Consider the following 26928-nt stretch of genomic DNA (forward strand, 5'->3'; position numbering starts at 1 on the left):
ATAAATATTCTATCATATAAACAAATGCTGGACATAGAACTTTCAGGCTTCTTCCTGAATTTCACTTGCTTTCCCTGCATTCTTACATATCACGTAAGATGTGAAACCTAAAGTAAGGGAGACAGCATCCTGCATAATATTTCGGCAGCTTTCTGCCATCTTCCGCGCTGACGAAACACCTCCGCATCGATAAGCCTGCTCTGTTTGAGATCCTCCTTAAAATCCGCAACCAACCGTTCGATGGGCAGCTGATCAAACAGTACGGCGGTCAGCTCGAAATTACAGAAAAAACTCCGCATATCCATATTCGCCGTACCGACCGAGCCGAGAAGCTCGTCCACAATGAGCACCTTGGCATGGATGAATCCTTTTTCATACTCGTAGAAGGTAACTCCCGCTGCCAGCAGCTCTTCCACATAGGACAAGCTCGCCATTTTCACAAAACGGGAATCGGCACGATCGGGAATAATGATTCGCACATCCACACCGCTCACCGCCGCCGTCTTCAGCGCCTCATATATTCCTTCATCCGGAATGAAATAAGGCGTGGTGATCCATATTCGTTCTTTGGCTACGGATATCGCCCCAAAGCACATCTCCTGGATGGCATTCCAATTCAGATCCGGTCCGCTGCTCAATATTTGCACTTGCTCATCCCCGGTGCATTGATGCTCCGGGAACAGCCCGAAATCCGCAATGCGCTCTCCGGATGCGAGCTTCCAATCATGCAGAAACACATTTTGCAGGAAGTAAACCGCATCTCCCTTTACTTCCAGATGCGTGTCGCGCCAGTAGCCCATTTTCGGATATTCGCCCAAATAGTCGTCCCCGACGTTAATCCCGCCAAGAAAACCGATTATGCCGTCCACCACGACGATTTTACGGTGATTCCGGTAATTGATTCTGCGGCTGAACATCGAAACCATGGCGGGCAGGAAGAAATAGAACTCCACTCCCGATTCCTTGAACCGCCGAATGAACGTTTTCTTGAGTTTATAACTGCCAAGCCCGTCACAAACCAGGCGTACCTTGACGCCTTCTTGCGCCTTTCGGATCATGACCTCCTGAAACTTCGTGCCGATCCGGTCATGACGAAAGATATAGAACTCCACATGGATGTGGTCTTTGGCCTGTTCCATAGCACGCAGCATGGCATCGTAAGTCTCTTCTCCATCCGTCAACACGCGGCTCTGATTACAGCCTGTAATCGGACTCTCCGACAAGTGATTGAGCAGATTGAACAAACGGTCATTATGATGAAATTCAGCATTGTTCATGCCTTCCTTGTTCCAAACAACGGCGGCCCGATCCCACAGGTGTCCCCTAAGCTCCTGAAACAGTCTGGAGCCCCGCTTGCGAATCTTCAACCGCTTCTGATAGTCCCTAGCCACAAAGAAATAGAGTACAAACCCGATCAATGGGAGGCAAAATAAAATAAACAGCCAGGCCACGGCCTTGGACGGATTCCGAAACTCCAGCAACAGCACTGCAACCATCTGCAAAATAAAAGTAATAAGTGCAACCAGAAGCCACACCATACCGGCAGCCTCCTCACCATGAATAATAGTCGTATTTGAATCGATTAACTACACTACATCATTGACCAATTCCATATGTATTTATTCAATTACCCAATGGCGCACCATACTGAATAAATTCTCTTATCTAATAATTTTTGACATGTTCTTCGAAAGAATAGAATACATACTAGATAAGGAGCTGGCCAAGTCTAGCGGGTACCATGATCCATAAACGATGTATGGAAGGGAGATGCCATGAAAACCACACACCGTAAACAACGCTTAACCTTGCTGGTGCTTCGGGATGCCCAGCATTCAGTCAAACAGATCCATCTGTCCAAGCCTCTAATGATAGCGGTGCCCGCGGCCGCTATTTTGTCCATCGCCGGACTGATCGTTTCCCTGCAGATCCAGTCGGCCCAGACGATCTCGGGGCTGGAGCAGCAGCTGATGCTCAAAAACCTGGAAGCCTTAAAGATGGAAGTAACGGTTACCGACAAGGAAGAAGCCATAGAACGTCTAAACAAAGCCATCATTCAGCTGTCGGGCGAAGCAGAGCAAACGAAGGTCCAGATGGAGCGCGTTCAGCAGCTGGAGCAAGAGCTTCAGCAGTTTATTCAGAAGCACGGCAGCTTGTCAGGACAGACCTCCTCCATCACAGATGAGGATAAGCAGCATGTCGGAGGGGAATTCATTGCCGTTCATGAGAATGGAATGTTAAGTCTCGCGAAGGAGACTCAGGATGATTTTGAGGAGATTCAGCAGTTGATTTCTCGCATGGAGCAGCATATTCCGCGTACGCTGGATCAGGCTCAGGAAACCCAGGAGAAACGTGAAGGCACACCCTCTCTATGGCCGACCACCTCTAAGCGGCTGACATCGAATTTCGGTTATCGGAGCGATCCTTTTACCGGGCGTTCGGCCTATCATGCCGGCATCGATATTGCCGGTAAAACCGGCGATCCGATCTATGCCGCCGGTGCCGGTGAGGTGACGGCAGCGGAACGCAGCGGAGCTCGAGGGCTTTATATCGTCGTCAAACACCCGAATGGGCTGGAGACCTGGTACATGCATCTGGACAGTCTGGACGTGTCGGTAGGCGATCATGTCGATCAAGGTGATACCATCGGCAAGCTGGGTTCCTCCGGGCGAAGCACAGGCCCTCATCTTCATTTTCAGGTCGTCAAAAACAACCAGACGATTGACCCGTTGCCTTATCTGCAGTAACAACATATTCATTCTTGATGAGGAGGAATATAATATGAAAAAGAAAAACAAGAACAAGAACAAGCGGGCTTCAGAGCGAACGGATACGCTGATTGGGCCGGGAAGCGAAGTGGAAGGTGTGCTTCAATGCGAAGAAAACCTGCGAATTGATGGCCGCTTTAACGGCTCCATCGAAAGCCAAGGCTGTGTCACGATCGGCGAAGAAGCCATTGCACGCTCCAATATCTCCGCTCGGGAGGTCATCGTGGCCGGCAAGGTGTATGGCGATGTAACGGCAGAAAACAAACTGACCATTACGCCTACGGGACAAATGTACGGGGATGTTTACGCCGCTTCCCTGATCGTTATGGAAGGCGGACTCCTGAATGGAGCAAGCCGGATGGACCATCCAACCTCCAATCAAGATGCTGCGGAGTCAACGGACACCACACTGCCGCTTCAGCGTTCGGAAGCAGGTTAACCTAAGCGTATGGACGACCACTCGAACCCGGCAGTTTTATATAGAGCGGCTAGTTCTTTCAGCCGGCATAATCAAAGAGCCCCTTCCCATCCATGTTCACACGGGCAGAAGGAGCTCTTTTCTTATTCATAAATTAAGCTGCAACGTCTCTCCTCGTAAAGGCCAACCAAGAGATGAGCATGAACAACAGGCTATAAACAACCAGAATCGTGATGGAGAAACCGAGCCCAACTCCCCCCGGTCCGACCGGCGACTGAATGTAACCGCTCAGGTCGGTGTGGAGAAAGAGTAAGTACTTCGCCCATGCAAACCGCTCCGGATTAAAGATAAAGCCGAAAATATCCTTGGTGAACAGAACCAGCAGCGATAAGCCAATCGCCAAACCGCCAGAACGAAACACCGTAGAAAGCATAAACGCAATCAGCGAGATGACCAGCGCCTGGGTCGTATCGGTCAGCAGGAGAAGCAGCGAATTGTTCATCGAAGATCCCTCGAATCCGCCCGACCATCCGGTATTTCCGGAGAATAACAGCAGCGACATAGCGATCCCTACCACAGCCGTGATTCCTGCACAGAGCAGACCGAATAGAAGCAGAGCGGTGAATTTGGACAACAGAATCTTCCCTCGGCTCCACGGCCGAATCAGCAGCAATTTGATGGTCCCTCCGGCAAACTCCCCTGCCACGATATCCGCTGCGATGATCACCGTGAAGATCGTACTCAGGTAGATGGTGAAACTCTCCGTCCATGTGAATACGGTCCAGACATCCATTGGCGCATTCGTAAAGTACAGCATGGCAGGCATGGCCACATTAAACAAGAGAAGAATCGCCAGCATGACCCATGTCCGTACGCGATAGTAAATTTTCATATTCTCATTGGCTACAAGACGGGTAAAGTTATTCAACAACGAATCCCCCTCCCGTCATTTCCAAGAATTGATCCTCAAGGGACCGGGTCACCGGCTGTATGGCATAGACCCGTATGCCGGCTCCGACCAATGTCGCGTTGATATCCGCAATCATATTCTCGTCACCGCGGACAATGATTCGGTGATCGCGGGCCGACGCTTGAAATTCTTGGAGCAGCGCCGCCGCTGCTTCCGCGTCATTGACGGTAAATGCCGTCTCTTCAAACACACGCTCTCCCTCAGCCGTCCGCAGCTGCCGGATATCAATCAGCTTGCCGTGACGTATAATGCCAACGGTATCACACATCAGCTCCATCTCGGACAGCAAATGACTGGAGACAAATACGGTCGTCCCTTCCTCCTGCGTCAATCTGCGCAAATAATCTCGCAGCTCCCGAATGCCCTGCGGGTCCAAGCCATTCGTAGGCTCGTCCAGGATCAGAAGCTTCGGCCGGTGCAGCAGTGCCTGCGCCACGCCGAGTCGTTGACGCATCCCCAGCGAATAGGTCTGCACTTTCTCATGAATCCGATTCCCTAGCCCTACGAGTTCCACTACCTCTTCGATACGCTCCTTGGTAATGCCCTGCATCATGCGCGCATAATGCTTCAGGTTGTTATAACCAGACAAAAATTTATACATCTCCGGGTTCTCGACAATCGCGCCAATCTGGGCGGCTGCCTGCTCATAATTGTTCCGTATGCTGTAACCCCCGATGGTAATATCCCCTTGAGTAATAGACATCAGCCCGACCATCATCCGAATGGTCGTTGTCTTGCCAGCCCCGTTCGGTCCAAGAAACCCGAAGATTTGTCCAGATGGAATATCTAATGTCACATTATCCACCAAAACCTTGGACGAGATTTTCTTCGTAACCCCGAGCAGTCTTACCAGCGGTTCCTGCTTCATGTAATCTATTCTCCTTTGCCCTTGTATCATGCAATCTCCACAATTATACAATACTAGAGCAAAGGACAAAATTGTTGAATGCATGACCCCTATATTGCTGTTAATGGAGCCGTCTACTCGCGATGCACCAACAAAGCCGATTGACACGACTTGCAGACTCCCGCCGGAACATTATGCTTATAGAATCCGGTTTTATACAAGCTGTGGCTTTGTGCAATAGGAAGCATCCGACAGCAACTGACGCAATACATCATCACTTCTTTCATCCCGTCATCTCCTCTTTCGGGATAGATGCATCTATATCTATGCACAGTATGATACAAAATGTATCCACTACAAAAATTCTATATAAATTGTTACTCTTTGTCAAACCTAAATCAAGCATACTATGATGAGACTACAGGACCTGGGATAACCATGATATCGGAAAGATAAAGATACATTTTTTTCTAAATTTTTAATTAATGATACAATATGTATTGACGATCGATGGAATTTAAGATACATTTTGTATCATATTAGATATTTTATATGATATAGGTTTCCTCTAAATTAATGGAACCTGTAGAGAGGTGATTGTGAATGTCATATGGATCTCGCATTGCAAAATTGCGGGAGCAAAAAGGTTGGACCCAGGAAGAGCTATCCGAACGTATTGGTATCAGTCGGGCTTCTTTATCACATTATGAGAAAGATCGCAGAGAACCAAACTTGGAAACGCTAACAAGATTAGCGGACGTATTTCAAACCACGATTGATCAAATCATTGGAAGATAGTCTGTTCAATCCCCCCACTCAAAAATAATCAAAACAACCTAAAACTTCGATATTCTACTCCACACACAAAAACCCCCTCTACTCAAAAAGGGGGTTTTGTGTTACGAGTCATTCCATATACGCTTGTAACGTAGACGTTATCTTTTCTCGTTCTTGATCACCGACGATATAATACCAAATTCCATTCATTTTTTGTCCATGGCCTGCGATTTCAACCTGCTCAACCTTTTTCAGTTTTTGACGGTACTCTGTTACAAACATCTTCATCTCTTCAAACGAAATATCCGTTTTGACGCTGTTCCCAATGTTATCCAGAAGTGATTCTAGTTTAAAAACCGTCGAAATCCTTATCAACTTATTTAAGATCCCCTTCAGAACCTCCCGCTGCCTTGCATTCCTGCCTAAATCCCCCTTAGGATCTTCAAACCGCATACGCGAGAATGCCAATGCTTCCTCACCGTTTAAGTTCAACTTCCCCTGATCAAAGTCATAGCCCGCATATTCGAACCGCATATGGTTATCCACGGTAACTCCACCTAATGAATCTACAATGCTTGAGAAGCCCTCCATGTCCACTTTAATGTAGTAATCGATAGGGAATTGCAAAAAATTCTCCACGCTGCTGATCGACATCTCAACGCCCCCAAAGGCATAGGCATGGTTAATTTTATCCACCGTTCCATGTCCTACGATATCAGTCCTGGTATCACGTGGAATATTAAAAATAAGTACTGACCCCTTTGCAGGGTTTACTGCCATTAATATCATGACGTCGGATCGTCCACGATCATAGGGCCTTTGGTCTACACCCAAAACCAGAACAGTAAATGGATCAGCGTCCTTCATGTTTTTCTCTCCGACCTGAATAGTCGTCCGGTCATGTACGAATGTTGGAACTACAGGCGAAGGCTCCCGCTCTTCGTAAATCCGAACTGCTGTCGACTTAATGGATTGATACGTATACAGAAGATAAGCTGAAGGCAGCAGTATAAGAATAGCCAGCAGCCACAGGACCCATTTCCTTGTCATTTTCATCCAGTGATGCCTCCATTGCGTTGACCTTATACTGTCCCGTTAAAGGTCGATGTTGAATCACGACTTAAAGAATACATAAATACAGTGAAATCATCTTGAACAAAGATAGATTAGGAGAAGGGAAACCAGCAGAAAGATGTATCGAGGATATTTCATGATTACAATGAACTAAATATACAACTCCGATTCGAGATTAGATACAAATCTACATATGAAATTATACAATGAAGTCTCATTATTAATAGGAGAAAAACATCGATATTCTAAAACCTATCCCTCATCATGCATACGGATTTAAGGTAAAAGAACTAATGACCAAGCAACGTAAATATAGTAGAATAGCAATAAACCATGATAATGATGCATCGGGATTCCCTGTTCGCTGCAGGTAATCCATGAATTACGTTTCAGTTATAGAGACTCATTTTATTCGACTCGCTGTGACTGAACATCATTCGGTTCAACATACCCACGATACGGGTCTTTTTATCGCCGTCTGTATGGAATTCAGTATGATACAATTGGCGTCCATAAAAGAGCCCCCTTGATTCAATGTGGCCCGAAAGCAGAATATGATCCACATTATCGTCAATTTCGTAACCCAATATAATATTAGAATGAATCGGTATTTCCCAAGGACATAGGAATACAAGACCACTGGGCAGCAGTTCTAGCGGAGTAACGGAATGACTTTTCCCATGAATGGTTAATTGCCCGATCTGCATGACTTTAATCCTTACCGTAATTTGGTGTTGCCGTTCTCGTAACATTGGAGGTCACCCATCCGCTCCTTATTATAATTTTTTGGTATGGGACATTTCTGCACTGGATAAAATGATACTAACTGTACCCAAACCTTTACAATGCAGATACAATATGTATCTCATTAATGTTTATAATACGATACACATTGTATCTAGTCAATAAAAAGTAGTCTTTTTATGTTTATAATAAATCGGCAATTTCGTCTTATAGATCTATCCAACTAGCTTCTATAGATACAAAGCCATTCGAAAGGGGGATCAATGCGTGAACTACGGAGAACGAATATCAGAATTACGTGAACAGCATGGTTGGACTCAGGAAGAACTCGCTACCTCTGTCGGTATTACACGTGCTGCACTATCCCATTATGAAAAAAATCGGCGCAAGCCTGATTTCGAAACATTGACCCGCCTGGCAGATCTGTTTGACGTATCCATAGATTATCTGATCGGGAGAACGACACAGGAAAAAACGGTGCTAGATGCGGAGGTTCGATCATTTGTGGACGGACTTGAACTATCCGATGAGGATTTATTGGAACGCTTTAACCTTACGGTGGACGGTCGTAAGCTAACCGAAGATGAAGCCAAGCGATTCATTGCATTTGTTCGCATGGAACGAGCCATGAAATAATGCTCATGCCTAAGAACTACAAAATCCCCGCCATGTAGGATACGCTCATCACTACATGCCGGGGATTTTTTGCCTTCGTAAGATCATATTTAATCTTTTCGTAATTCCTCCATTTGCAGCCATTTATCAGGATGGATTCCCAATTGAGTCATGAGCTTATTGATGTCGATGTTCGTTTTCTGCTGGTCAAGCCGCTGCTCGGTGCTTCCGGAGCCTCTCTCCTTGTCCACACTCATTTCCACAACTACCTCGCTTATCTATAATTTCCTCTCCATCCCAGCTGCCAATACTTGTTGAAATTACCATGTATATAGCAACAACCTACTAAACAACTTACTTACCAATATTATAACGAACGAATCCACATGATGCTGTCGTCTTATGGAGCCTTTGTCCTATGCTTCCGGTTCTAATTTTGTCGAATTTTCTTTTGGAATATTTTGCTGAAAAGCATAATTTCTAAAAACAATACCATCGTAACTTATTTATATATGAAAAAAAACCACATTGCATTCATTAAAGAACACAATGTGGTATCAGCTGATCTCTCATCAGATGTTAGTTCCCTGTACGAGCCAACTCTTTCATATTTGCTTCAAATGCGGCGAGAAGCGCAGCTTCACCTGCCAGCCCTTGGTCTTGAGCCTTCTCGATATGCAGGAGCATGCGTTTGTAATCCTTCGGAATGATACGGACAAAGCGGCTCAGAGCCTGATCCCAATCCCCCAGAATTTGCTGCGCAGGCACACTGCCCGTGTACTGCTCATGCTGCCGGATAAGATAATGGAGTGCTTCCGCTTCTGCTGTTTCCTCTACGCGCTCAAGGAGTACCATCTCCAGATTGCAGCGATCCACAAAAGTTCCTTCAGGATCATAGACGTAGGCCACCCCACCGGACATACCGGCCGCGAAGTTCCGTCCGGTTTCACCGAGAACGACTACCCGGCCGCCGGTCATGTATTCACAGCCATGATCGCCGACACCTTCAACCACAATGCTCGCACCCGAGTTACGAACGGCAAAGCGCTCGCCGGCAATGCCTCTTACGTAGGCTTCGCCGCCTGTAGCACCATAAAACGCAGTATTACCGGCAATGATATTATCCTCGGCTTTGAAGGTTGCCTTCGGTGACGGCTTCACGATCAGTTTGCCGCCGGAAAGGCCTTTACCGATATAGTCATTCGCATCCCCTTCAACCGTCAACGTCATCCCTTTCGGCACAAAGGCACCAAAGCTCTGGCCTGCGGACCCCACGAAGTTAAATCGAATCGTGTCTTCCGGCAGTCCGGCAGCGCCGTATTTGCGCGTGACTTCACTGCCCAGAATCGTACCCACTGCACGATCCACGTTTGTGATTGGGAAGGTGCCTTCCACCGCCGCTCCCGATTCCAATGCAGGTGCAGCGCTGCCAAGCAGTGAACGCATATCCAGCGTCTCTTCCAGGCCATGATTCTGTCTTTGACTGCGATAGCGAGTGCTGCCTTCCGGAAGCTCCGGCGTATACAGCAATGCGGAGATATCCACGCCTTTCTTCTTCCAGTGATGATCCGCTTTGACGGCATCCAGGCAGTCGGTACGTCCAATCATCTCATTAATGGTGCGGAAACCCAGCTCTGCCATCAGCTCGCGCATGTCTTGAGCGACAAAGCGCATAAAGTTGGCAACATGCTCCGGATCTCCTGTAAAGTTCTTACGCAGCTCCGGATTCTGAGTGGCTACGCCAACCGGGCAGGTGTCCATTTGACAGACACGCATCATGATACACCCGATGGCAACCAATGGTGCCGTAGAGAACCCATACTCTTCGGCTCCAAGCAGAGCCGCTACCACCAAGTCGCGTCCGTTCAGCATTTTGCCATCCGTCTCGAGCACGACCCGGTCACGCAGATTGTTCATGATGAGCGTCTGATGGGTTTCGGCTAGGCCAAGCTCCCAAGGCATACCGGCATGACGGATCGAGCCTTGCGGCGAAGCCCCCGTACCGCCATCGTAACCGCTGACCAGAATGATATCCGCGCGGCCCTTCGCAACACCTGCAGCGATCGTGCCCACACCCACCTCGGATACGAGCTTCACGTTGATATCCGCACGCGGATTGGAGTTCTTCAGGTCGTAAATAAGCTCTGCCAAATCCTCAATGGAGTAGATATCATGATGCGGCGGCGGCGAGATCAGGCCAACACCCGGCGTCGAACCGCGAACCTCGGCTACCCAAGGATACACTTTACGGCCCGGGAGCTGTCCGCCCTCGCCCGGCTTCGCGCCCTGCGCCATCTTAATCTGGATTTCGTCTGCGTTCACCAGGTAGTTGGAGGTTACGCCGAAACGTCCCGAAGCCACCTGCTTGATGGCGCTGCGGCGGGAATCGCCGTTAGCATCCGGGATGAAACGGGCCGGATCCTCTCCGCCTTCACCCGTATTGCTCTTGCCTCCGATGCGGTTCATCCCGATCGCAAGGCTCTCATGCGCTTCCTTGCTGATCGAGCCGAATGACATCGCGCCGGTCTTGAATCGGCGCATGATGGATTCTACGGATTCAACCTCATCCAGTGGTACCGGCTCGCCGACCGGCTTAATTTCGAGCAGTGAGCGCAGCGTAAGATGCTGCTCATTCTCACCTTTCACAAGCTCTGCGTATTTCTTGTAGGTTGCGTAGTCATTGGTGCGGACAGCCTGCTGCAGCAAATGGATGGTTCTCGGGTTGAACAAATGCTCTTCCCCGTCAGCTCTCCATTGATATTCGCCCGCTGAATCCAGCGCTTTATCGTTCCCGTCCTTATCAGTAAAGGCACGCTCGTGATGAGCCAGGGTTTCCTTAGCCACTTCTTCAAGACCGATCCCCCCGATCCGGGACGGCGTCCGTGTGAAATAGCTTTCTACGAAATCTTCTTTGAGGCCGACAGCCTCAAAGATTTGGGCTCCGCGATATGATTGGATCGTGGAAATCCCCATTTTCGATAAAACTTTAACGACGCTCTTGCTTGCCGCTTTAATGTAATTCTTCACGGCTTTCTCATGCGAGATCCCGCGAAGCATGCCTTCCGCAATCATGTCATCCAATGTTTCGAACGCCAGATACGGGTTGACCGCGCTCACGCCGTATCCGAGCAGCAGGGCGTAATGATGTACTTCGCGAGGCTCACCGGATTCAAGCAGGATCGCCACCTTGGTCCGGGTTCCCTGACGGATCAGATGATGGTGGAGTGACGATACGGCAAGCAGCGATGGAATCGCTGCATTGTCTTTATCCACCCCGCGGTCCGACAAAATCAAGATGTTATGACCCTTGGCAATAACCCGGTCCGCTGCCTCGCAGAGGGTATTGATCGCTTGACGAAGCCCTTCTGCTCCTTCCGCTGCCGGGAAGAATATCGGAATGGTCATGGACTTGAAGCCGGGACGGCGAACGTGGCGCAGCTTCGCAAAATCTTCATTCGATAGCACCGGCGAATCCAGACGGATGTGACGGCAGCTCTCGGGCTCGGGCTTCAGCAGATTGCGCTCCGGACCGATCGTTGTTGCCGTTGAAGTGACCAGTTCTTCACGAATCGCATCAATCGGCGGGTTCGTCACCTGGGCGAACATCTGCTTGAAGTAGTTGAACAGCCGCTGCGGACGGTCGGACAACACCGCAAGCGGTGCATCGTATCCCATGGATGCGACAGCTTCCGCACCCGTGATCGCCATCGGCTCAATGACTTTGCGCAGCTCCTCATACGTGTAACCGAAGGCTTGCTGCAGCTGACGTACATTTTCATGCTTGGGATCCGGCAGTTCCGGCGCGTCAGGGAGATCATGAAGCTCTACCAGATGCTCATCCAGCCATTCAGAGTAGGGAAGTTCCGCGGCGATGCTAGCTTTGACTTCTTCGTCAGAGATGATCCGGCCTTCCTTCGTGTCAACGAGCAGCATCCGGCCAGGACGCAACCGGTCCTTGTACAGTACATTTTCCGGCGGGATATCCAGAACGCCCGCTTCGGAGGACAGAATGATCAGATCATCCTTTGTTACATAATAACGGGATGGACGCAGTCCGTTCCGGTCCAGGGTAGCCCCGATCTGAACGCCGTCCGTGAACGCCATCGCAGCCGGGCCGTCCCATGGCTCCATCAGCGTGCTGTGGTATTCATAGAATGCTTTTTTGGTCTTGTCCATGCTCTCATGGTTGCTCCACGGCTCAGGGACCATCATCATGGCCACATGCGGCAGGGAACGACCGCTGAGGTACAGGAATTCAAATGTATTATCGAACATCCCGGTATCGGATCCGTCCGGGTTGATGACAGGTTTAACCTTCTCGAGATCGCTTCCGAACAGTTCATGCTCGAACAGCGATTGACGGGCGTGCATCCAGTTTACATTCCCGCGCAGCGTGTTGATCTCGCCGTTGTGAATCATGAAGCGGTACGGATGCGCGCGTTCCCAGCTTGGGAACGTGTTCGTACTGAAACGGGAGTGAATCAGCGCAATAGCGGATTCCAATCCCTCTTGCTGCAGATCCAGGTAAAATTCCCCTACCTGCTCCGTCGTTAACATGCCTTTGTATACGATCTTCCGGCAAGACAGGCTGGATACATAGAAGCTGTCGCCTTCGGGCTTGCCGCTGTAACGGATAGCCAGCTCGGCGCGGCGGCGGATGACATACAGCTTGCGCTCAAACGAGAGATCATCCTGAATGTCGGAGCTTCGTCCGATGAACACTTGGCGGACGTACGGCTTTGCCGCTTTTGCCGATTTACCCAGCATTTCATCATGCGTCGGGACATCGCGGAATCCAAGCAGGGTCTGGCCTTCTTCAGCAATAATCGAAGCCAACTGATCCTCATGGGCCGAACGGACGGCAGGGTCATGGGATAGGAACAGCATGCCGGCACCATAATGCCCGGCTTCCGGAAGCTCAAAGCCCAGCTTCGCTGCTTCGGCGGAGAAGAAGGAGTGAGGAATTTGCAGCATAATCCCAGCGCCGTCACCGGAGTTCGGCTCGCTGCCCTGTCCGCCGCGATGCTCCATATTGGCAAGCATGGTCAGCGCGCTGCTAACGATTTCATGGGATGGCTTACCTTTGATATGGGCAACAAAACCCATACCGCAAGCATCTTTTTCAAACTGCGGATCATAGAGGCCCTGTTTCTGGGGAAAATCAGTATGTTTCATAAGATGCAACCTTTCTTTGTATAGAATAAAATGCTGCTGATCAATAACAGAAAACATAAAGTGCGTGTTCAAAAAGGTCGGTTTTCAGCACCGAGAAGATTGGATGAAGCTAGGGACTGAGGAGTGGAGCGTACGTTTTTGGTACGTGAGCACCGGAAGGCCCGGCTGAATTCAAGATTCGATGCCGAGTGGCTTCCTGATTCACCTCGTGTTAGATATAGGATTTATAAGTTATCAACGGAGTTGATGAAATCCTATATCGCAAGAAAACCTACTTCTGAATCGCGGTCGCTCAACCTTGAATTTGCCTCGATTAGTTCTCTTATCAAAAGCGGACTTTTTGAACAACCTATTAAAGGTTGGACATCAATCCTCTCCTGCAGCGGACACACTGTCATGAGGTGATGCAGTATTGTGCAAAAGCGGCAAGGGGTAACATTTACCTGACACGTAAGATTTATTAGTTCTATATATTTTATCACCGTCATACAGTGCAGGCAATTCAAAGTTTTTATGAATTTGATAAGAATTGTTTTTATGAGAGTTATCACAACACACAGTTAAAATTTATGTAGAATAGTGCAAAAAAACATGCAAATAAAACATTCCGAACAGGCGTTTTTGTTCACCTTATCTCATTTTCAAAACCATTCGCTGGTCTTTTCCCTTCAACTTCTCTCCAACGGGAGAGGCAAGTGATCATCATCACCATGATCCAATATAAGATGATGCAGCTCCAAGGTCAGTTCTTCATGGCCACACTATACCCGAGCATCAAAAAAAAGACTTCCCCGAGATCTGCTCGACCTTCGGGGAAATCCTCTTCCTTCATATAATAGATATCTTGCTTATGCAGTCAACGCTGTATCGGTGTCTGCTGCTTTCTTGTTGTTTCGGGTAGCCAGGAAGTACACGGCGGTCAGAGCCAGGAATACGAGACCGAATCCGGCCAGTACACCCACATTCGCCCACATGCCGTCGAAACTTCCTGTGGATATGACGTCCTTGTAGCCTTTTACGCTGTAAGTCATCGGCAGCAGCGGATTCAATGCCTTCATCCAGTTCGGAATCAGCTCTACCGGGAACGTGCCTGCGCTTGTAGTCAATTGGAGGATCAGGATAACGATGACGACGAAGCGTCCAGGCTGATCCAGCCAGGTTACAAACATTTGCACCAGGAACATGAACGACAAACTCGTGATGATGGAGAAGAGATAGAAAAGTGGAACGCTCTGCACCTCAAGCTTCAATCCGTACAGCATAACGACCGATGCCAGCAGCGCTTGAATCAATCCCATTCCGGCAAAGGAAAGCGTACGGCTGACAAACCGGTTCCAACCCGATGCGTTCGGTACCGATGCTTCGCGGATCGGCAGGATAATCGTACAGAGCAAGGCTCCGACAAACAAACCGAGCGACAGGAAGTATGGCGCGAATCCCGTACCGTAGTTCGGCACTTCGTTCACCTTGTGCTCTTCAACCTGTACCGGTCCGGCAAACATGGTGACCGTTTCGTCAGTTGTTTTGATATCGCCTGTCTTGTCGGCAGCCTCGTTCAGCTTGCCTGCAAGCTCTCCGCTGCCTTCCTTCAATTCATTCATCCCGTTTACCAGCTCACCGGCTCCGGAATCCAGCTTTTTCGAGCCGTCGGCAAGCGTTGTAACGCCAATTCCGAGCTTGCCGGCTCCTCCTGCAAGCTGCTGCGTCCCTTGCGAAAGGGTGGCTGCTCCGCTTGCGAGCTGTTTGCCGCCAGCGGCCGCTTCGCTCAGCTTCGTGCCGAACAGCTTCATGCCGTCAGCCAATTGGCTTTGGCCGGCGCTCAGCTGTTTGGCACCAGCCAGCAGCTCTTGACCGCCAGCTGCGAGCTGTTTGCCGCCTTCAGCCAGCTGACTCGCTCCCGCGCTCAGCTTGCCGGCGCCTTCCTGCAGCTGCAGCGTGCCTTGATTCAGCTCGGCTGCGCCTTGTGCGAGCTGTTTCTGGCCGGCATTCAGCCCGCTTGTGCCGGTGGCAACGGATTGGCTCGCAGCCAGCAGCTGCTGAACCTCCGGACTTTGCGCCAGCTCCGGATTGCTTTCAGCCAGCTTCTTCAATCCGTCTGCAACGGCCTTAGCGCCTTGCTCCAAGGAAGCCGTAGCCTCCAGCGATTGATTCAGCCCGGCTTTCAGGCTGCTGCTGCCTTCATGAGCGCTTTTCGCGCCTGCCACAAGCTGGGAAGCCCCTGCTTGGTTGGCTTGCAGGCCTTCATTCAGAGTGGTACTGCCGGCTGCGGCAGATTCAATCCCAGCTTGCAGCTTGGCACCGCCCTTGCTTGCTTCCTCAGCTCCTGCTTGCAGCTTGCTGTGACCCGCTTTAAGCTGATCCAAGCCGGAAGCGAGGGTACCGGCTCCTGCGTTCAACTTGCCTGCACCGTTATTCAGCTCCTGCACGCCTTTGGTCAAAGGCGCGATTCCATTCTGAAGCTCCTGTGTGCCGCTGACGAGTTTAGCCAAATTTTCCTTCAGCTTCACGGCGCCGTCATCCAGCTTCACGGCACCTTCGGATATTTTGGTTGCACCGTCTCCCGCTTCGCTCAAGCCATCGGATACTTTGGCTACTTGATCGAACAGGGTTTCCGTATAGGCTTCCGTCACTTTCGCGGACACCTTGGACTGAATCTGCTTCACCGCAGATCCGCCGATCTGGGCCGCCAGGAAGTTGTAGCCTTCATTCGGCTCAAATACGATCTGCGCAGGCTGCGGATGTTCATCCATTAAAGTTGTCGCCTGCTGGGAGAAATTCTCGGGGATGCTGATGGTCATGTAGTACTTGTTATCCTGCATGCCCTGCTCCGCTTCCTGCTTATTAACGAATTGCCAATTAAAATCTTTTCCCTTCTTCAGCTCGGCAACCAAATCCTCGCCGGCGTGCAGCGTCTTTCCTTCAAAAACAGCGCCCTGGTCGTTATTGACGACCGCAACGGGCAAATCCTCCATCTTCCCGTACGGGTCCCAGAAGGCCCCGAGGAACATACCGCTGTACATGACCGGTATGAACAGCACCGCGATGATCGGAATCAATATTTTTTTATTCCGAACGGCAGCGCCAAGATCTTTTGCAAATACAGATAATGACTTCATCCCAGTCTCTCTCCTTTTTTTCTCTAGATAACCAGCCGACATGAATCTGCAGCATGGCAGATCACATTCCAGTACAAAATGACCAATATCCTCAATCAGTCAGTTTAGGCCAAAAAAAAACGATCCCTGGCAAGGAAGACGATCCCTCAAGCCTAGAGAGTCCGCCTTCCTCATCACGAAGGAGGTTCCTGTATCCTTCTTATGAAGTAGCCTTCAATCCGTCAGCCAAGAACACCATCATATATTCCTTGATCTGTTCCTTGCTCAGCGGCTTGTGAAGCTGATTGAAGTCCGTCGTGAGGGCAACGTACAGTTTCAGCATCACGAAGGATACCACTTGAGCATCCAGCGGCTTGAGCTCACCGATCGATATGGCCTGCTCCACAATTCCCTCGAGATATCCGACGATCCCGTTCTCCACCTTCGTCAACCCTTCATGCGCCTTCGGCGTGCCAATATCCCGCACCTCTTGCGATAGCTTAATGAACAGCTCATGCTCGCCTCGGAATTCAAGCAGCGCATCCAGCACCCGATACAGATTGTCGAAGAAATCTCTGTCCTTCCGGATCTCCCGCTCGGCAATACGCTTCATCTCCATAATGGCCGACAGCAAAATCTCGTCGAACAGCTCATCCTTATTCGTGAAAAACGTGTAGATCGTACCTTTCCCTACATTTGCAATCTTAGCCACCTGTTCCATCGTCGTCGCTTTATATCCGAACAAAGCAAACGACTTGGAGGCAGCATCCAGCACCTGCTTCCGACGGTCCACAGCTGACATGCTTACCCCTCCTTCTTGATCTTTTTAGATTGGCCTTCATTTCAAAACTGACCAAAATACTCTTTCGGTCATTCGGTCAAAAATCACTTTACCAGATAATCGGAGCCATTGCAATATCTTTTCGTTAAATTTTTTAATATTCTGAATGCAGGGTTCAAATTTTCTCATGACGTCTAATGTAAGGGTACGCTCGGACTCCCAGCCGTAAAATAATTGAAATGCTTTTCCCTTTTGCGCGTATACTTATGATGCATACTCTTTTTTTTCGCGCCGCTCTTCAAAAAATGATTCCTGTTTTGTAAGATAGAGGGAGAAAGAAGTAGGTGAAACCATGCGATATACAAGAGTGCTCCTCTTTTCCGAGGGTTTCGGCACAGGTCATACGCAAGCAGCGTATGCGCTGGCTGAAGGTATACAACGGATGAATCCCGGCATCCACTGCCGCGTCATTGAGCTTGGCAATTTTTTGAATCCAACCGTGGGGCCGTTAATCTTATCCGCTTATCGAAAAACCGTCAGCACCCGTCCGCGCCTTGTCGGCATGCTGTACCGTTCGCAATATAAGAAATCGCTAAACCGTTTGACGCGGCTCGCGCTGCACCGTATATTCTACGCGCAGGCTCAGCAGGTCATCGAGCAGCTGAAACCGGATCTTATCATATGTACCCACCCCTTCCCTAACGCCGTGGTCTCCCGCCTGAAGCGTCAGGGACTCGAGGTTCCGCTCTATACGCTGATTACCGACTATGATGCCCATGGCACCTGGGTCAATCCGGAAGTGGACGAATATCTCGTATCAACGCCTCATGTGAAACAAATGCTGCTGCGGCGGGACATTCAGCCCGAATTCGTTCATGTGACCGGCATTCCGGTGCATCCCAAGTTCTGGGAAAGGGGCAATCGAGAAGCGCTTCAAGCCGAGCTTCACTTAAAAAACATGCCAACCGTATTGATTATGGGGGGCGGTTGGGGTCTCGTATTCAACAAGGAGCTGCTCAGCAAGCTGGCCAGCAGGGCCGATGATATCCAGCTGGTCTTCTGTATGGGACAGAACGAGAAACTGGTTGCCAGCATGCGCGAGGACCCGATCTTTCAGCATCCCAACATTCATGTTCTCGGGTACCGCGAAGATATACATAACCTCATGGAAGTGTCGGATTTGCTCATTACCAAGCCAGGCGGGATGACGTGTACAGAGGGAGCCGCCAAGGGAATTCCCATGCTGTTCTATGAGCCTATCCCGGGACAAGAAGAAGTGAATTCCCATTTCTTTGTCAGCGAAGGTTATGCGGAAATTTTGGACTCTCCTTCCGTGATCGACAAATGGCTGAACCTGCTGTCCGATCATTATGATCAGGTGAGTACGAAACGTAATGGAGCCGGCCGGCGGCGCATACCGCATCTGGAGCCCGACCACTGCGCCAGCCAGGTGATGGAATTGCTGACCGAAGGGCGCATGCCCGATCATCGTGAGGAAGCCGTCAAACTGTTGGCGGACCAGCCCTAATATCTATAGCATGCTCTATCTATAATTCCCGCTTTTGAACTATTACCCCAAAAAAGCTTCCCTGTCTTCGTGACAGGGAAGCTTTTTATATGAAAAATGCATCTAGATTTCCAGCGTTTCTCCAGCCTTCAATGGATGTCCCTGAATGCCTGTTTTGGCTAGTTCGTCGCAGAAGGCCCCAGCATCCTGTTTAATGCCCGGGAACGTGTCATAATGGACTGGGATTACATGCTTCGCACGAATCCACTGTGCGGCCAACAGGGCGTCCTGTGGGCCCATCGTCAATAAATCCCCAATCGGCAGCGCAGCTGCATCAATACGGTTCATCTCTCCGATCAGCCGCATATCGCCAAACAAACTCGTATCGCCCGCATGATAGAATGTTTTTCCGCCCATCGTCAGAATGACGCCACCAGGCTGCCCTGCATAGATCCAGGTGTCCCCTACCGAAATGGATGAAGAATGAAAGGCCGGGGTAAACTTCACCTTAAAGCCATCGAATTGCGCGCTTCCGCCGATGTTCATTCCATGGGATTTGGCACCCAGGCTGCCGCAATACACGGCGAGTTCATAGACTGCGATAATCGGGCAATCATTCTGCTTCGCTATCTCGATGCAGTCGCCAAAATGATCGGAGTGCCCATGCGTCAGCACAACCGCATCCACCTTGACGTCCTTGGGCTCAATGCCGGAGCCTGGATTCCCTGATAGCAGCGGGTCGATGATCACACGAACTCCGCCTTCTTCCACCAAAATGCTAGAATGGCCGTAATACGTAATATTCATGCTTAAACACACCTCCTACATCCTAGTTTACCCATATGGGCACTACTTGTAAAAAGAGTGATTTCCTATTTTTTTAACAAATGTTCTTGAATGATGCACCGTCAGGTCCTGAGCCAGCTTCAAAGACAGGAAGAAGTACGTATCGTCCTTTACCTCTTTTTGGCCATGAAGTGCCGCATTCACGGATTTAATCGTCTCTTTGTTCGGCTTGACACGTTTAAGACGCCCGTTCGCTACAGGACTAAATTGGTGCTTTTGATAGATGACATCGGTAATCGTATCGGGAAAATTAGCGGACCGCAGCCGGTTTAAGACAACGTTAGCAACGGCTACTTTGCCTTCGTACGGTTCGCCTTCCGCCTCTGCCATGACAATCTTCTGGAGCAGAAGCAGTTCTTCAGCTGACAAATCATAGGTCCAGGTCGCTTTGGCTTTCTGATCCTGGGTTAACGTATTTGTTCTTGTGAAGAATAAAGTTGTGGGGGGTGTTAAGCTTTCAGTCTGAGATTTGACGACATGCGTCCCCTTTTGTTTTGCCGGTTTCCCGTCCGCAGCCTGAGATTTCGACGGTTTCTTTTTCTCATCTGCAGCCTTCAATGCTTGTTGCGAGTTCCAATATCCGTTTTCAGCCAAACCTATGCCTTTTGTATTTGAAAAAGCATGACTCTTGCTCCCCGGCTTATTCCACTCTTGGAAAACAATTGAAGACAAAATATTGACAGGTTCCCTATCCTGTTTGGTACTCGCGTCTTTTACGGATAGATCAGGGTCATTTACAGGAGCCGGGGCAGCCGTCACGAACTTCGGCATATCCTGCTGCTGTTCTTCCCCTTCCGCCTTTGTCTGCATTCCAAGTAAACTTATAAGAGACAAACTCACAAAGAGCGCTCCGATGAGCAGCGCAACCCAGCGATTTTGCCGTAGCACTTTCATAACCATATTTTTCCTCCTATGATGTCGGCACATTCCTACACTATGTAACCACATTTTTAGGCGTTGAAAACATGGTAATTTTATGAACATTCTATTTTCAGTTTCAGAAAATGGTCGAAAGCCGCGCCACACCTACTGTTTCGTACATTGGAGTTGCATGCAAATTTGTTCGAAAAAGAACGAGCTGCTGCACTTCCCACTGGATGGGCTTGGGTCCTGTTCCGATAACATCCAATGAAAACTGTTGGTTTCCTTGAAACTTCCGGCCAACCGTAATATGCGGACGAAACGGTCGCTCCTCCGGCACAAATCCGAAAGCCTCCATCTTCGATACCACCGCTTGCTGAAGCTGAAACAGAGCATTCAAATCCCCGCCGATTCCCGCCCATAAAATTCTTGGCGAGGCGCTTGCCCCGAACACGCCGGCATCATAAAGGCCAAGCTTGAAGGGCTTATGCTCCTTAGCGACTTCCTGCAGCGCCGCTGTAATCTCCTCTATGCGATTTGACGGCGTATCGCCTAGAAACTGTAAGGTAATGTGGTAATCCTGCGGATGAACCCATTTTTTAAAAGTTACTTGCTCCCCCAATGTTTCCGTCCATTCCTGAATCCGGGACGACACCTCCGAAGGCAGATGTACGGCAACAAATAAACGATCCATAGCTCCCTCAGCCGAATGGCTCAACTAAGACACTTCCTTCCAATCTCTTTTATCCTAAGCAGCCGCTAGGCCACTATAAGCACCATGTTTTCTTGGTTCGTTTATAGTTTGAGCAATAATACCTGAAAATAGTATGAGGGGTACATCAAATTCGCCTAAAAATATGATGAAGCTTCAATTTACCATAAACCGGACAAAAATTCATGTACAAATTTTCCAATCGGGACAGTTCGTCCATGCGCAAAGTGATGATTTCTGATAATATGTTCCCAAAGAGTTTAACGCTTTTATTCTGGTTTATATCACATTCCTTAGGAGGTAGCACCATGCCGAAAATCGTTGCCATACACGACTTAACCTCGGAACAACAGCAGAAAATCAAGGATATCGCCCCCGACTACGAGCTGCTGGTTACGAAAGCGAAAGAGCTTACGCCAAGCATCGTTCAGGATGCCGAAATCATGATCGGCTGGTCACGCTCCGTACAGGAAGATGTATTGTCTGCAGACAGTAAACTGAAATGGATTCAAGCATGGTCAGCCGGTGTCGATAAAATGCCGCTCAAAGAGCTCGAAGAAAAGGGTATTCAGCTTACCAATGCCAGCGGCGTACATAGCGTACCGATCACGGAGCATATTTTCGCGATGATTCTGGCCTTCACGCGCAACCTTCATCTAGCAATTCGACAGCAATCGAACAGCAAATGGGATACGTCCGGCACGTTCACGGAATTGGCAGGCAAAACCATCGTCATCGTCGGCGTCGGCCAGATCGGCAGTCATACAGCGCGCGTGGCCCAGGCGTTCGGGATGCGTACCGTCGGTGTCCGTCATTCCGGCAAATCCGATCCTTATGTGGAAGCGATGTATAAGGTCGATCAGCTTGATGAAGCGCTGGCGGAAGGCGATTATATCGTGAACATCCTTCCGCTAACCGATGATACCCGTGGACTGTTCAATGAGGCAAGATTCTCGGCGATGAAGGACTCTGCCTTCTTCGTTAACGTAGGCCGCGGCCAGACCGTGGTAACGAATGACATGATTCAGGCACTTCAAGCCGGGTCATTGGCGGGTGCGGGACTGGATGTGTTCGAAGAAGAGCCGCTTCCGTCAGACCATCCGCTGTGGTCCATGGACAATGTCATCATGACACCGCATATGGCGGGCGATACGGATCGCTACGGCGAGCGTGCCGTGGATATTTTCCTGGAGAATTTGCAGAACTATGTAAGCGGTAAGCCCCTGTCGCGAAATGTAATCGACTATAGCAAGTCGTACTAAGACCAGGTAACAATTAAGACCAGATAACAAATTCGCAAGACAGTTTTACCCCCGTTCCCGAAGGATCCGGGGGCATGCAGCTAAAACCACAAGATCCATACAACAAAAGGAACGTCCCAAGGTTTCCATACCTTCCGGGACGCCCCTTTTTATTTTTTAACTACATTTATACGCAATGGGAGAGAGAATCGATGCAGCCGTATACGCAACGTGTAATTGAAGTGATCCGGAGCATTCCGGAAGGATATGTCATGACGTATGGACAGGTGGCCAGACTGGCCGGCAGCCCCAGGGGCGCACGACAGGTCGTCAGAATACTTCACACCCTCAGTCACATTCACAAGCTGCCGTGGCATCGGGTCGTCAACGCAAAAGGAGAAATCGCCATCAAGGACGATGAATCCAGACTCATGCAGGAGCTGTACCTCCAAGGCGAAGGCGTTACCGTCAATTCCAAAGGCATCATCGATTTAGTGAAATATCGTTATGACCCTGGGCAATAGGTAGCAAGCCCCATTATTCGCACAACCAGATATCCCTCACAAAACTCCCCTTGCGGGTCGTGCAATGACGCAGGACCTTCCAGCCCGTGCTCATCAGCAACTCGTATAATGGCTCTGTGCTGACGATGACAGCTCGATCTGACAACCGGCGTAAGCTTTGCAGCATCTGCAGCTTCTCTTCCTCCGGGAAAACAGAACACAGATTATACGGCAGGTCCAGGATCGCGGCATCATAATGCCCTTGCAATGTATTCATATCCTGAATGGCAACTTTGTTGTCATCATAACCGTAGTGCCTCAGATTCACCCTCGCTCCCCGAATGGCAAGCGGATTGATGTCACGCCCCTCAGCCGCGATACCCATCGAGAACGCCTCAATTAATACATTCCCCATACCGCAGCAGGGATCCAGAAGCGTTACTTCGCTTAATCGAGGAACGGCCAGGTTGACCAGTGCCCTCGCGATGCGCGAGCTTAGGCCTGTGGAATAATTCTGCGGCTTCTGTTTATGCTTCAGCCATGCGCGTTCAGGTTCATGAAGAAGTCCCAATCTCCAGATGCCGCCTGTTGATATCATACCGAGCGTGACATCCGGGGCTTTCATCTGTGCAATTCCTGTAATTTGGCGGCCTACCACCCGCTCATACCCGCGTGATTGTTCATAACTGAACCGATCTCCCGCCTTGAGACAGACGACTTTGAAGCTTACGTTGTTAAGATGAATGCGGTCTGCTTGCTCAGCCATTTCTTCGATGGATTCTCCGGTCATCCTGACGTCGATACAGGCTGATAAGAACGGGCTCCGATCCGGATCAACCCATAACTCGCTTTCCAGCCAATCCTCACCGTCAGGCTCATGACCGAACAGCTCCGTCAGCTCCATCAAGCACAGCTCACGCTCCGTTTCATGACAGGCATACGTATACAGATAAGGGGACTTATCGCTTATGAAGGATGGACCAAAAGTAATGTCATAATCGTTTGAATGCATCATTTATTTCGTCTCTCTTCTATTATATATGTGCAACAGTTGACTGTTGCTCCATTAACAGCCGATAGGATTCCAGCCGTGCATTGTAATCACTTACCGGCGTGACGATCAGGAACTCGTCACACCGATACTGCTCTGCCATATGCTGCAGTCTGTTTCGCACACTTGCAGGCGTGCCGATGATTAGCCGCTGGGATGGGCCTGACGAATCGGAACCAGACGGGGCCGGATCTCCGGATTCTGACGCTGAATTGCCTTGAGGATCCCCGTCATGGATCGTGGCTGCTGTTCTGCCACTGGAATGTGTATCGCCGCCGCCCCCACCAACTTCTGCTTGTCCGATCGCAGCCAAGACTGTGCTTTGTTCATGATCGGCCGTTTCCTTACGGCCCGTCGGTACGCTGCCCTGCCCTGGTCGGGGTATCTCCGCGGCAAGCTTCTGCGCCTGTTCCTCCGTCGCCGCGCATACCACGCTTACCGCCACCATGGTGCGCGGTTCTTGCAGAAAAGCGTTTGGTCGATAGGCTTCCCTGTAAGATTGGAGAACTTCCGCCCCGTCCGTATCGCTCATAAACTGGCCGAATACATAGCCCGTACCGAATTCAGCCGCATAACCCGCACTCTTCGTATTCGTGCCGAGCATCCACATTACGGGCGGGGTTGCGGGCACCGGCTTCGCAGCCACTGGCACGTCTTCGTAGCGATACCGATCCTCCAGCAGTTCGGTTAATGCCCGAATCCGCTGCGGCAAATCCGCCACATGACCCAGGAAATTTCCGCTGAGCGCCATGCTCGTATGCGCCGAACCTCCCGGCGCCCGCCCAATCCCGAGATCGATGCGTCCGGGATACAGCGCTGCAAGCATGCGGAAATTCTCCGCAACCTTCAGCGGGCTGTAGTGGGGCAGCAGCACGGCCCCGGAGCCGAGCCGAATGCGCTTTGTCCTAGCGCCGATATGGGATAGCAAAATCTCGGGCGATGCACAGGACAGATGCTCCAGATCATGGTGCTCTGCCGCCCAGTAGCGCCCGTAGCCCCATGCTTCCGCATTCTGAGCCAATATCACCGCTTGCTGCAAGGCTTCTTCGAACGTACTCTCTCCAAAACGCGGAACCAGATCAAGCACGCTCAGCTTCAATTGGTTATTCATGCAATCCCCCTTTCCGTCAGCATTTCAACTTCCTATAGAATAAAATGCATGCTCATTAGCAGGTGGTAGCTGATCCATTATCAACGCAACCACACACCTGCTCGCCGCTGTTAATCCAAATCGTAGATCGAGCCTACCTTGAGGCCATACAGCTCGTTGTAGATTTTTTCGGCAAAAGCGTCCGTCATGCCCGCGATATAATCAATCACCATATGCTCCCATGTCCAGATCGGCTGCGCCCGCTTCTGGTCCGCTTCATAGCGCTGAAGCCAATCGGAAGGAATGATCGCCGTGGAGGCAACTGGATCGAGAAAAGCATCCCACAGGCGCTTGATGATCCATTCGCTGCGCTTCTGCAGGCGCTGCACCCGCAGGTCGCGAATCATGGTCACCCAGGCAAAACTCTTCAGGACGCTGACCGTACGCAGCATGTCCTCGTCTTCCACGCCGTCTTTGACAAACGTCACCTTTTTCCAATCCCCGTTCGTAATTACGCCCAAGCTGCCTACAAACAGGCTGACCCAGTAGGCCTTGACCTCCCGCCGGGTACGGGAATAGTCATTCTCGCAGGTCGGCATTTTCTCGTTCCAAATTTTCAGAAACTCGTCCAGCACCAAATCCACTTTCGGTTGGATCTGCTCCTTGGTCCATCCCTTCCATACCTCGTCTTCCAGCGTCATGATCTTCTGCACGATCAGTTTGTTCAAGTGACTGTCCCGCAAAAAGTGTTCATGCACCTCGATCTTCCCGGCTTTGATGCCATCCTCCAGATCATGCGCGGAATAGGCGATGTCATCGCAAAGATCCATCAGCTGCGCTTCGAGCGTTCGATGCGTGCCGGGAATTTGCCACTCCTTCCGGATATGGGAGATGTATTCCCATTCATGCCGGTACATCCCCTTGTGATTATCCAACCCGGAGAACGGATATTTATTGATGCCAAGCAGCACCGCATCGGACAGATTGAGTCCGTTGACGTTCTCTCTTTTCTCCAAAAACATGATCAGCCGAAAATTGTGCGCATTCCCTTCAAAATGCTCATACTTGCGCCGCATCGCTTGTTGTACCTCAGCTGCCTGCTCTGGTGTCGGTGTTCCAGGCTGACGTGTCAGCTCCTTCTCGGTTCTCCGGTCGATATGCTTCTCCAAAATGCCCTGCAGCACCTCTTCGCCCTTATGACCGAATGGAGGATGCCCAAAATCATGCGCGATCGCCGCGCATTCCACCACCTCGGGGTCTATCATCAGCCCGGCGTTCTCCGCCTGTTCCGGCATCACTTCAGGGTAATTGCGGGTCAGGCTTCGCGCTGCTTCACGCGCAATCTGTGCAACCTCAAGCGAATGCGTTAAGCGCGTCCGGTAATAATCGCCGGTGCCGGCACCGAATACCTGTGATTTTCCTTGCAGCCGGCGGAACGTCGGCGAATGGATCAGGCGCGAATAATCCCGCTCGTAAACCGCACGCGAAGCATCCGACTTCGTTTGCTCCGGATATTGGCGATGCTCTCTAAGCTCCTTCAGTGTCATTTATCCCACTCCTGTTTTATCTGTATAGGGTCGATTCGGAATCGTTCGTTCTTTAGATTATATGCCATCCGGCAGCTGAAAGAAAAATATGATTTCCAAGTAAACCCGTTCCTCCTTGTATACCCGAATTGTCACATGGGCTATCCGCTAGGCACGATATTCCCGTCAAGGTGGTAGATGGAGTAAATCATTAAAAAGATGATTTGCAATCTCCACTACGCTATTTCGCACCCTTAGGAGGCAGAAGCATCAATAATTCCTCCATTATGCAAAAACGCCAAGCGCTTATAGGATTAACACAAGACC

Annotated in this window: 21 protein-coding genes and 1 pseudogene; 7 read left to right on the forward strand and 15 right to left on the reverse strand. The window is 50.1% G+C overall.

Features of this window, described 5'->3' with window-relative positions; all coding sequences use genetic code 11:
* Positions 1-107: 107 nt before the first annotated feature.
* Positions 108-1538 (reverse strand): cardiolipin synthase, encoded by a 1431-nt coding sequence (cls, locus tag MKX98_RS28155; protein ID WP_194544462.1) that lies wholly within the window; start codon positions 1536-1538, stop codon positions 108-110.
* 237 nt (positions 1539-1775) lie between these two features.
* Here cls and MKX98_RS28160 point away from each other — a divergent pair, with 237 nt between their 5' ends.
* Together MKX98_RS28160 and MKX98_RS28165 are read left to right on the forward strand one after the other, a co-directional pair.
* Entirely contained in the window at positions 1776-2747 is a 972-nt protein-coding gene (locus MKX98_RS28160; RefSeq protein ID WP_339219715.1) for a M23 family metallopeptidase, read from the forward strand.
* A gap of 34 nt (positions 2748-2781) precedes the next feature.
* Entirely contained in the window at positions 2782-3207 is a 426-nt protein-coding gene (locus MKX98_RS28165) for a polymer-forming cytoskeletal protein (RefSeq protein ID WP_220683949.1), read from the forward strand.
* A gap of 133 nt (positions 3208-3340) precedes the next feature.
* Here the strand turns inward: MKX98_RS28165 and MKX98_RS28170 are convergent, their stop codons facing one another.
* Both MKX98_RS28170 and MKX98_RS28175 read right to left on the reverse strand, forming a co-directional pair.
* Complete coding sequence (locus MKX98_RS28170) at positions 3341-4114, reverse strand: ABC transporter permease (RefSeq protein ID WP_233355078.1); 774 nt, start codon at positions 4112-4114, stop codon at positions 3341-3343.
* On the reverse strand, positions 4107-5024 hold the full coding sequence (locus MKX98_RS28175) for an ABC transporter ATP-binding protein (RefSeq protein ID WP_194544465.1): 918 nt from the start codon (positions 5022-5024) through the stop codon (positions 4107-4109). Before MKX98_RS28175 ends, MKX98_RS28170 begins: the two co-directional genes overlap by 8 nt.
* 582 nt (positions 5025-5606) lie before the next feature.
* Here MKX98_RS28175 and MKX98_RS28180 point away from each other — a divergent pair.
* Positions 5607-5798, forward strand: a pseudogene (locus MKX98_RS28180) (helix-turn-helix transcriptional regulator); the annotation flags it as partial.
* A 111-nt stretch (positions 5799-5909) separates the two neighbouring features.
* On the opposite strand, the gene MKX98_RS28185 reads toward MKX98_RS28180, so the two are convergent.
* Positions 5910-6836 (reverse strand): LCP family protein, encoded by a 927-nt coding sequence (locus MKX98_RS28185; protein ID WP_194544466.1) that lies wholly within the window; start codon positions 6834-6836, stop codon positions 5910-5912.
* A 407-nt stretch (positions 6837-7243) separates the two neighbouring features.
* Positions 7244-7606, reverse strand: coding sequence for a hypothetical protein (locus MKX98_RS28190; RefSeq protein WP_339219717.1), 363 nt, complete (start codon positions 7604-7606; stop codon positions 7244-7246).
* Between the two features lie 259 nt (positions 7607-7865).
* Between MKX98_RS28190 and MKX98_RS28195 the strand changes: the two genes are divergently transcribed.
* Positions 7866-8234 (forward strand): helix-turn-helix transcriptional regulator, encoded by a 369-nt coding sequence (locus tag MKX98_RS28195; RefSeq protein WP_076324736.1) that lies wholly within the window; start codon positions 7866-7868, stop codon positions 8232-8234.
* Between the two features lie 89 nt (positions 8235-8323).
* Here the strand turns inward: MKX98_RS28195 and MKX98_RS28200 are convergent, their stop codons facing one another.
* The 4 genes from MKX98_RS28200 to MKX98_RS28215 form a co-directional block, all read right to left on the reverse strand.
* Positions 8324-8476 (reverse strand): hypothetical protein, encoded by a 153-nt coding sequence (locus tag MKX98_RS28200; RefSeq protein WP_326096197.1) that lies wholly within the window; start codon positions 8474-8476, stop codon positions 8324-8326.
* 316 nt (positions 8477-8792) lie between these two features.
* On the reverse strand, positions 8793-13388 hold the full coding sequence (gltB, locus tag MKX98_RS28205; protein ID WP_220683948.1) for a glutamate synthase large subunit: 4596 nt from the start codon (positions 13386-13388) through the stop codon (positions 8793-8795).
* A gap of 848 nt (positions 13389-14236) precedes the next feature.
* The gene (locus MKX98_RS28210) at positions 14237-16504 is read right to left on the reverse strand and encodes a YhgE/Pip domain-containing protein (protein WP_339219720.1); all 2268 of its coding nucleotides are present in this window, start codon (positions 16502-16504) and stop codon (positions 14237-14239) included.
* A 199-nt stretch (positions 16505-16703) separates the two neighbouring features.
* Positions 16704-17285 carry a TetR/AcrR family transcriptional regulator gene (locus MKX98_RS28215; RefSeq protein WP_071222484.1) on the reverse strand — a complete coding sequence of 194 codons (582 nt, stop codon included), beginning with the start codon at positions 17283-17285 and terminating at the stop codon, positions 16704-16706.
* Positions 17286-17616: 331 nt separating this feature from the next.
* Here MKX98_RS28215 and MKX98_RS28220 point away from each other — a divergent pair, with 331 nt between their 5' ends.
* On the forward strand, positions 17617-18792 hold the full coding sequence (locus MKX98_RS28220) for a glycosyltransferase (protein WP_194544470.1): 1176 nt from the start codon (positions 17617-17619) through the stop codon (positions 18790-18792).
* A gap of 102 nt (positions 18793-18894) precedes the next feature.
* Here MKX98_RS28220 and MKX98_RS28225 read toward each other — a convergent pair whose 3' ends face one another.
* The 3 genes from MKX98_RS28225 to thpR form a co-directional block, all read right to left on the reverse strand.
* The gene (locus MKX98_RS28225; protein WP_194544471.1) at positions 18895-19578 is read right to left on the reverse strand and encodes a metal-dependent hydrolase; all 684 of its coding nucleotides are present in this window, start codon (positions 19576-19578) and stop codon (positions 18895-18897) included.
* A gap of 42 nt (positions 19579-19620) precedes the next feature.
* Entirely contained in the window at positions 19621-20517 is an 897-nt protein-coding gene (locus tag MKX98_RS28230) for a cell wall hydrolase (RefSeq protein ID WP_339219721.1), read from the reverse strand.
* 97 nt (positions 20518-20614) lie between these two features.
* Complete coding sequence (thpR, locus tag MKX98_RS28235; RefSeq protein ID WP_339219723.1) at positions 20615-21172, reverse strand: RNA 2',3'-cyclic phosphodiesterase; 558 nt, start codon at positions 21170-21172, stop codon at positions 20615-20617.
* A 326-nt stretch (positions 21173-21498) separates the two neighbouring features.
* Between thpR and MKX98_RS28240 the strand changes: the two genes are divergently transcribed.
* Both MKX98_RS28240 and MKX98_RS28245 read left to right on the forward strand, forming a co-directional pair.
* Positions 21499-22452 (forward strand): D-2-hydroxyacid dehydrogenase, encoded by a 954-nt coding sequence (locus MKX98_RS28240; protein WP_339219725.1) that lies wholly within the window; start codon positions 21499-21501, stop codon positions 22450-22452.
* A gap of 191 nt (positions 22453-22643) precedes the next feature.
* Entirely contained in the window at positions 22644-22955 is a 312-nt protein-coding gene (locus tag MKX98_RS28245; RefSeq protein WP_339219727.1) for an MGMT family protein, read from the forward strand.
* Positions 22956-22968: 13 nt separating this feature from the next.
* Here MKX98_RS28245 and MKX98_RS28250 read toward each other — a convergent pair whose 3' ends face one another.
* The 3 genes from MKX98_RS28250 to dgt form a co-directional block, all read right to left on the reverse strand.
* Complete coding sequence (locus tag MKX98_RS28250; protein WP_339224603.1) at positions 22969-23946, reverse strand: methyltransferase domain-containing protein; 978 nt, start codon at positions 23944-23946, stop codon at positions 22969-22971.
* Between the two features lie 22 nt (positions 23947-23968).
* Positions 23969-25096, reverse strand: coding sequence for an MsnO8 family LLM class oxidoreductase (locus MKX98_RS28255; protein ID WP_339219729.1), 1128 nt, complete (start codon positions 25094-25096; stop codon positions 23969-23971).
* A gap of 110 nt (positions 25097-25206) precedes the next feature.
* Positions 25207-26622: a dGTP triphosphohydrolase gene (gene dgt / locus MKX98_RS28260; RefSeq protein ID WP_071222477.1), complete on the reverse strand. Its 1416-nt coding sequence runs from the start codon at positions 26620-26622 to the stop codon at positions 25207-25209.
* Positions 26623-26928: the final 306 nt, after the last annotated feature.

This window comes from Paenibacillus sp. FSL W7-1332 (genome assembly GCF_037969785.1).
Classification (GTDB): Bacteria; Bacillota; Bacilli; order Paenibacillales; family Paenibacillaceae; genus Paenibacillus_AQ.

Bases quoted from the DNA above. Each gene is read 5' to 3' on its own strand.
- MKX98_RS28240 (WP_339219725.1), top strand. From the start codon at position 21,499: ATGCCGAAAATCGTTGCCATACACGACTTAACCTCGGAACAACAGCAG.
- MKX98_RS28160 (WP_339219715.1), top strand. From the start codon at position 1,776: ATGAAAACCACACACCGTAAACAACGCTTAACCTTGCTGGTGCTTCGG.
- MKX98_RS28190 (WP_339219717.1), bottom strand. From the start codon at position 7,606: ATGTTACGAGAACGGCAACACCAAATTACGGTAAGGATTAAAGTCATG.
- MKX98_RS28225 (WP_194544471.1), bottom strand. From the start codon at position 19,578: ATGAATATTACGTATTACGGCCATTCTAGCATTTTGGTGGAAGAAGGC.
- dgt (WP_071222477.1), bottom strand. From the start codon at position 26,622: ATGACACTGAAGGAGCTTAGAGAGCATCGCCAATATCCGGAGCAAACG.
- MKX98_RS28185 (WP_194544466.1), bottom strand. From the start codon at position 6,836: ATGAAAATGACAAGGAAATGGGTCCTGTGGCTGCTGGCTATTCTTATA.
- MKX98_RS28175 (WP_194544465.1), bottom strand. From the start codon at position 5,024: ATGAAGCAGGAACCGCTGGTAAGACTGCTCGGGGTTACGAAGAAAATC.
- thpR (WP_339219723.1), bottom strand. From the start codon at position 21,172: ATGGATCGTTTATTTGTTGCCGTACATCTGCCTTCGGAGGTGTCGTCC.
- MKX98_RS28250 (WP_339224603.1), bottom strand. From the start codon at position 23,946: ATGCATTCAAACGATTATGACATTACTTTTGGTCCATCCTTCATAAGC.
- cls (WP_194544462.1), bottom strand. From the start codon at position 1,538: ATGGTGTGGCTTCTGGTTGCACTTATTACTTTTATTTTGCAGATGGTT.
- MKX98_RS28230 (WP_339219721.1), bottom strand. From the start codon at position 20,517: ATGGTTATGAAAGTGCTACGGCAAAATCGCTGGGTTGCGCTGCTCATC.
- gltB (WP_220683948.1), bottom strand. From the start codon at position 13,388: ATGAAACATACTGATTTTCCCCAGAAACAGGGCCTCTATGATCCGCAG.
- MKX98_RS28165 (WP_220683949.1), top strand. From the start codon at position 2,782: ATGAAAAAGAAAAACAAGAACAAGAACAAGCGGGCTTCAGAGCGAACG.
- MKX98_RS28245 (WP_339219727.1), top strand. From the start codon at position 22,644: ATGCAGCCGTATACGCAACGTGTAATTGAAGTGATCCGGAGCATTCCG.
- MKX98_RS28215 (WP_071222484.1), bottom strand. From the start codon at position 17,285: ATGTCAGCTGTGGACCGTCGGAAGCAGGTGCTGGATGCTGCCTCCAAG.
- MKX98_RS28220 (WP_194544470.1), top strand. From the start codon at position 17,617: ATGCGATATACAAGAGTGCTCCTCTTTTCCGAGGGTTTCGGCACAGGT.
- MKX98_RS28255 (WP_339219729.1), bottom strand. From the start codon at position 25,096: ATGAATAACCAATTGAAGCTGAGCGTGCTTGATCTGGTTCCGCGTTTT.
- MKX98_RS28210 (WP_339219720.1), bottom strand. From the start codon at position 16,504: ATGAAGTCATTATCTGTATTTGCAAAAGATCTTGGCGCTGCCGTTCGG.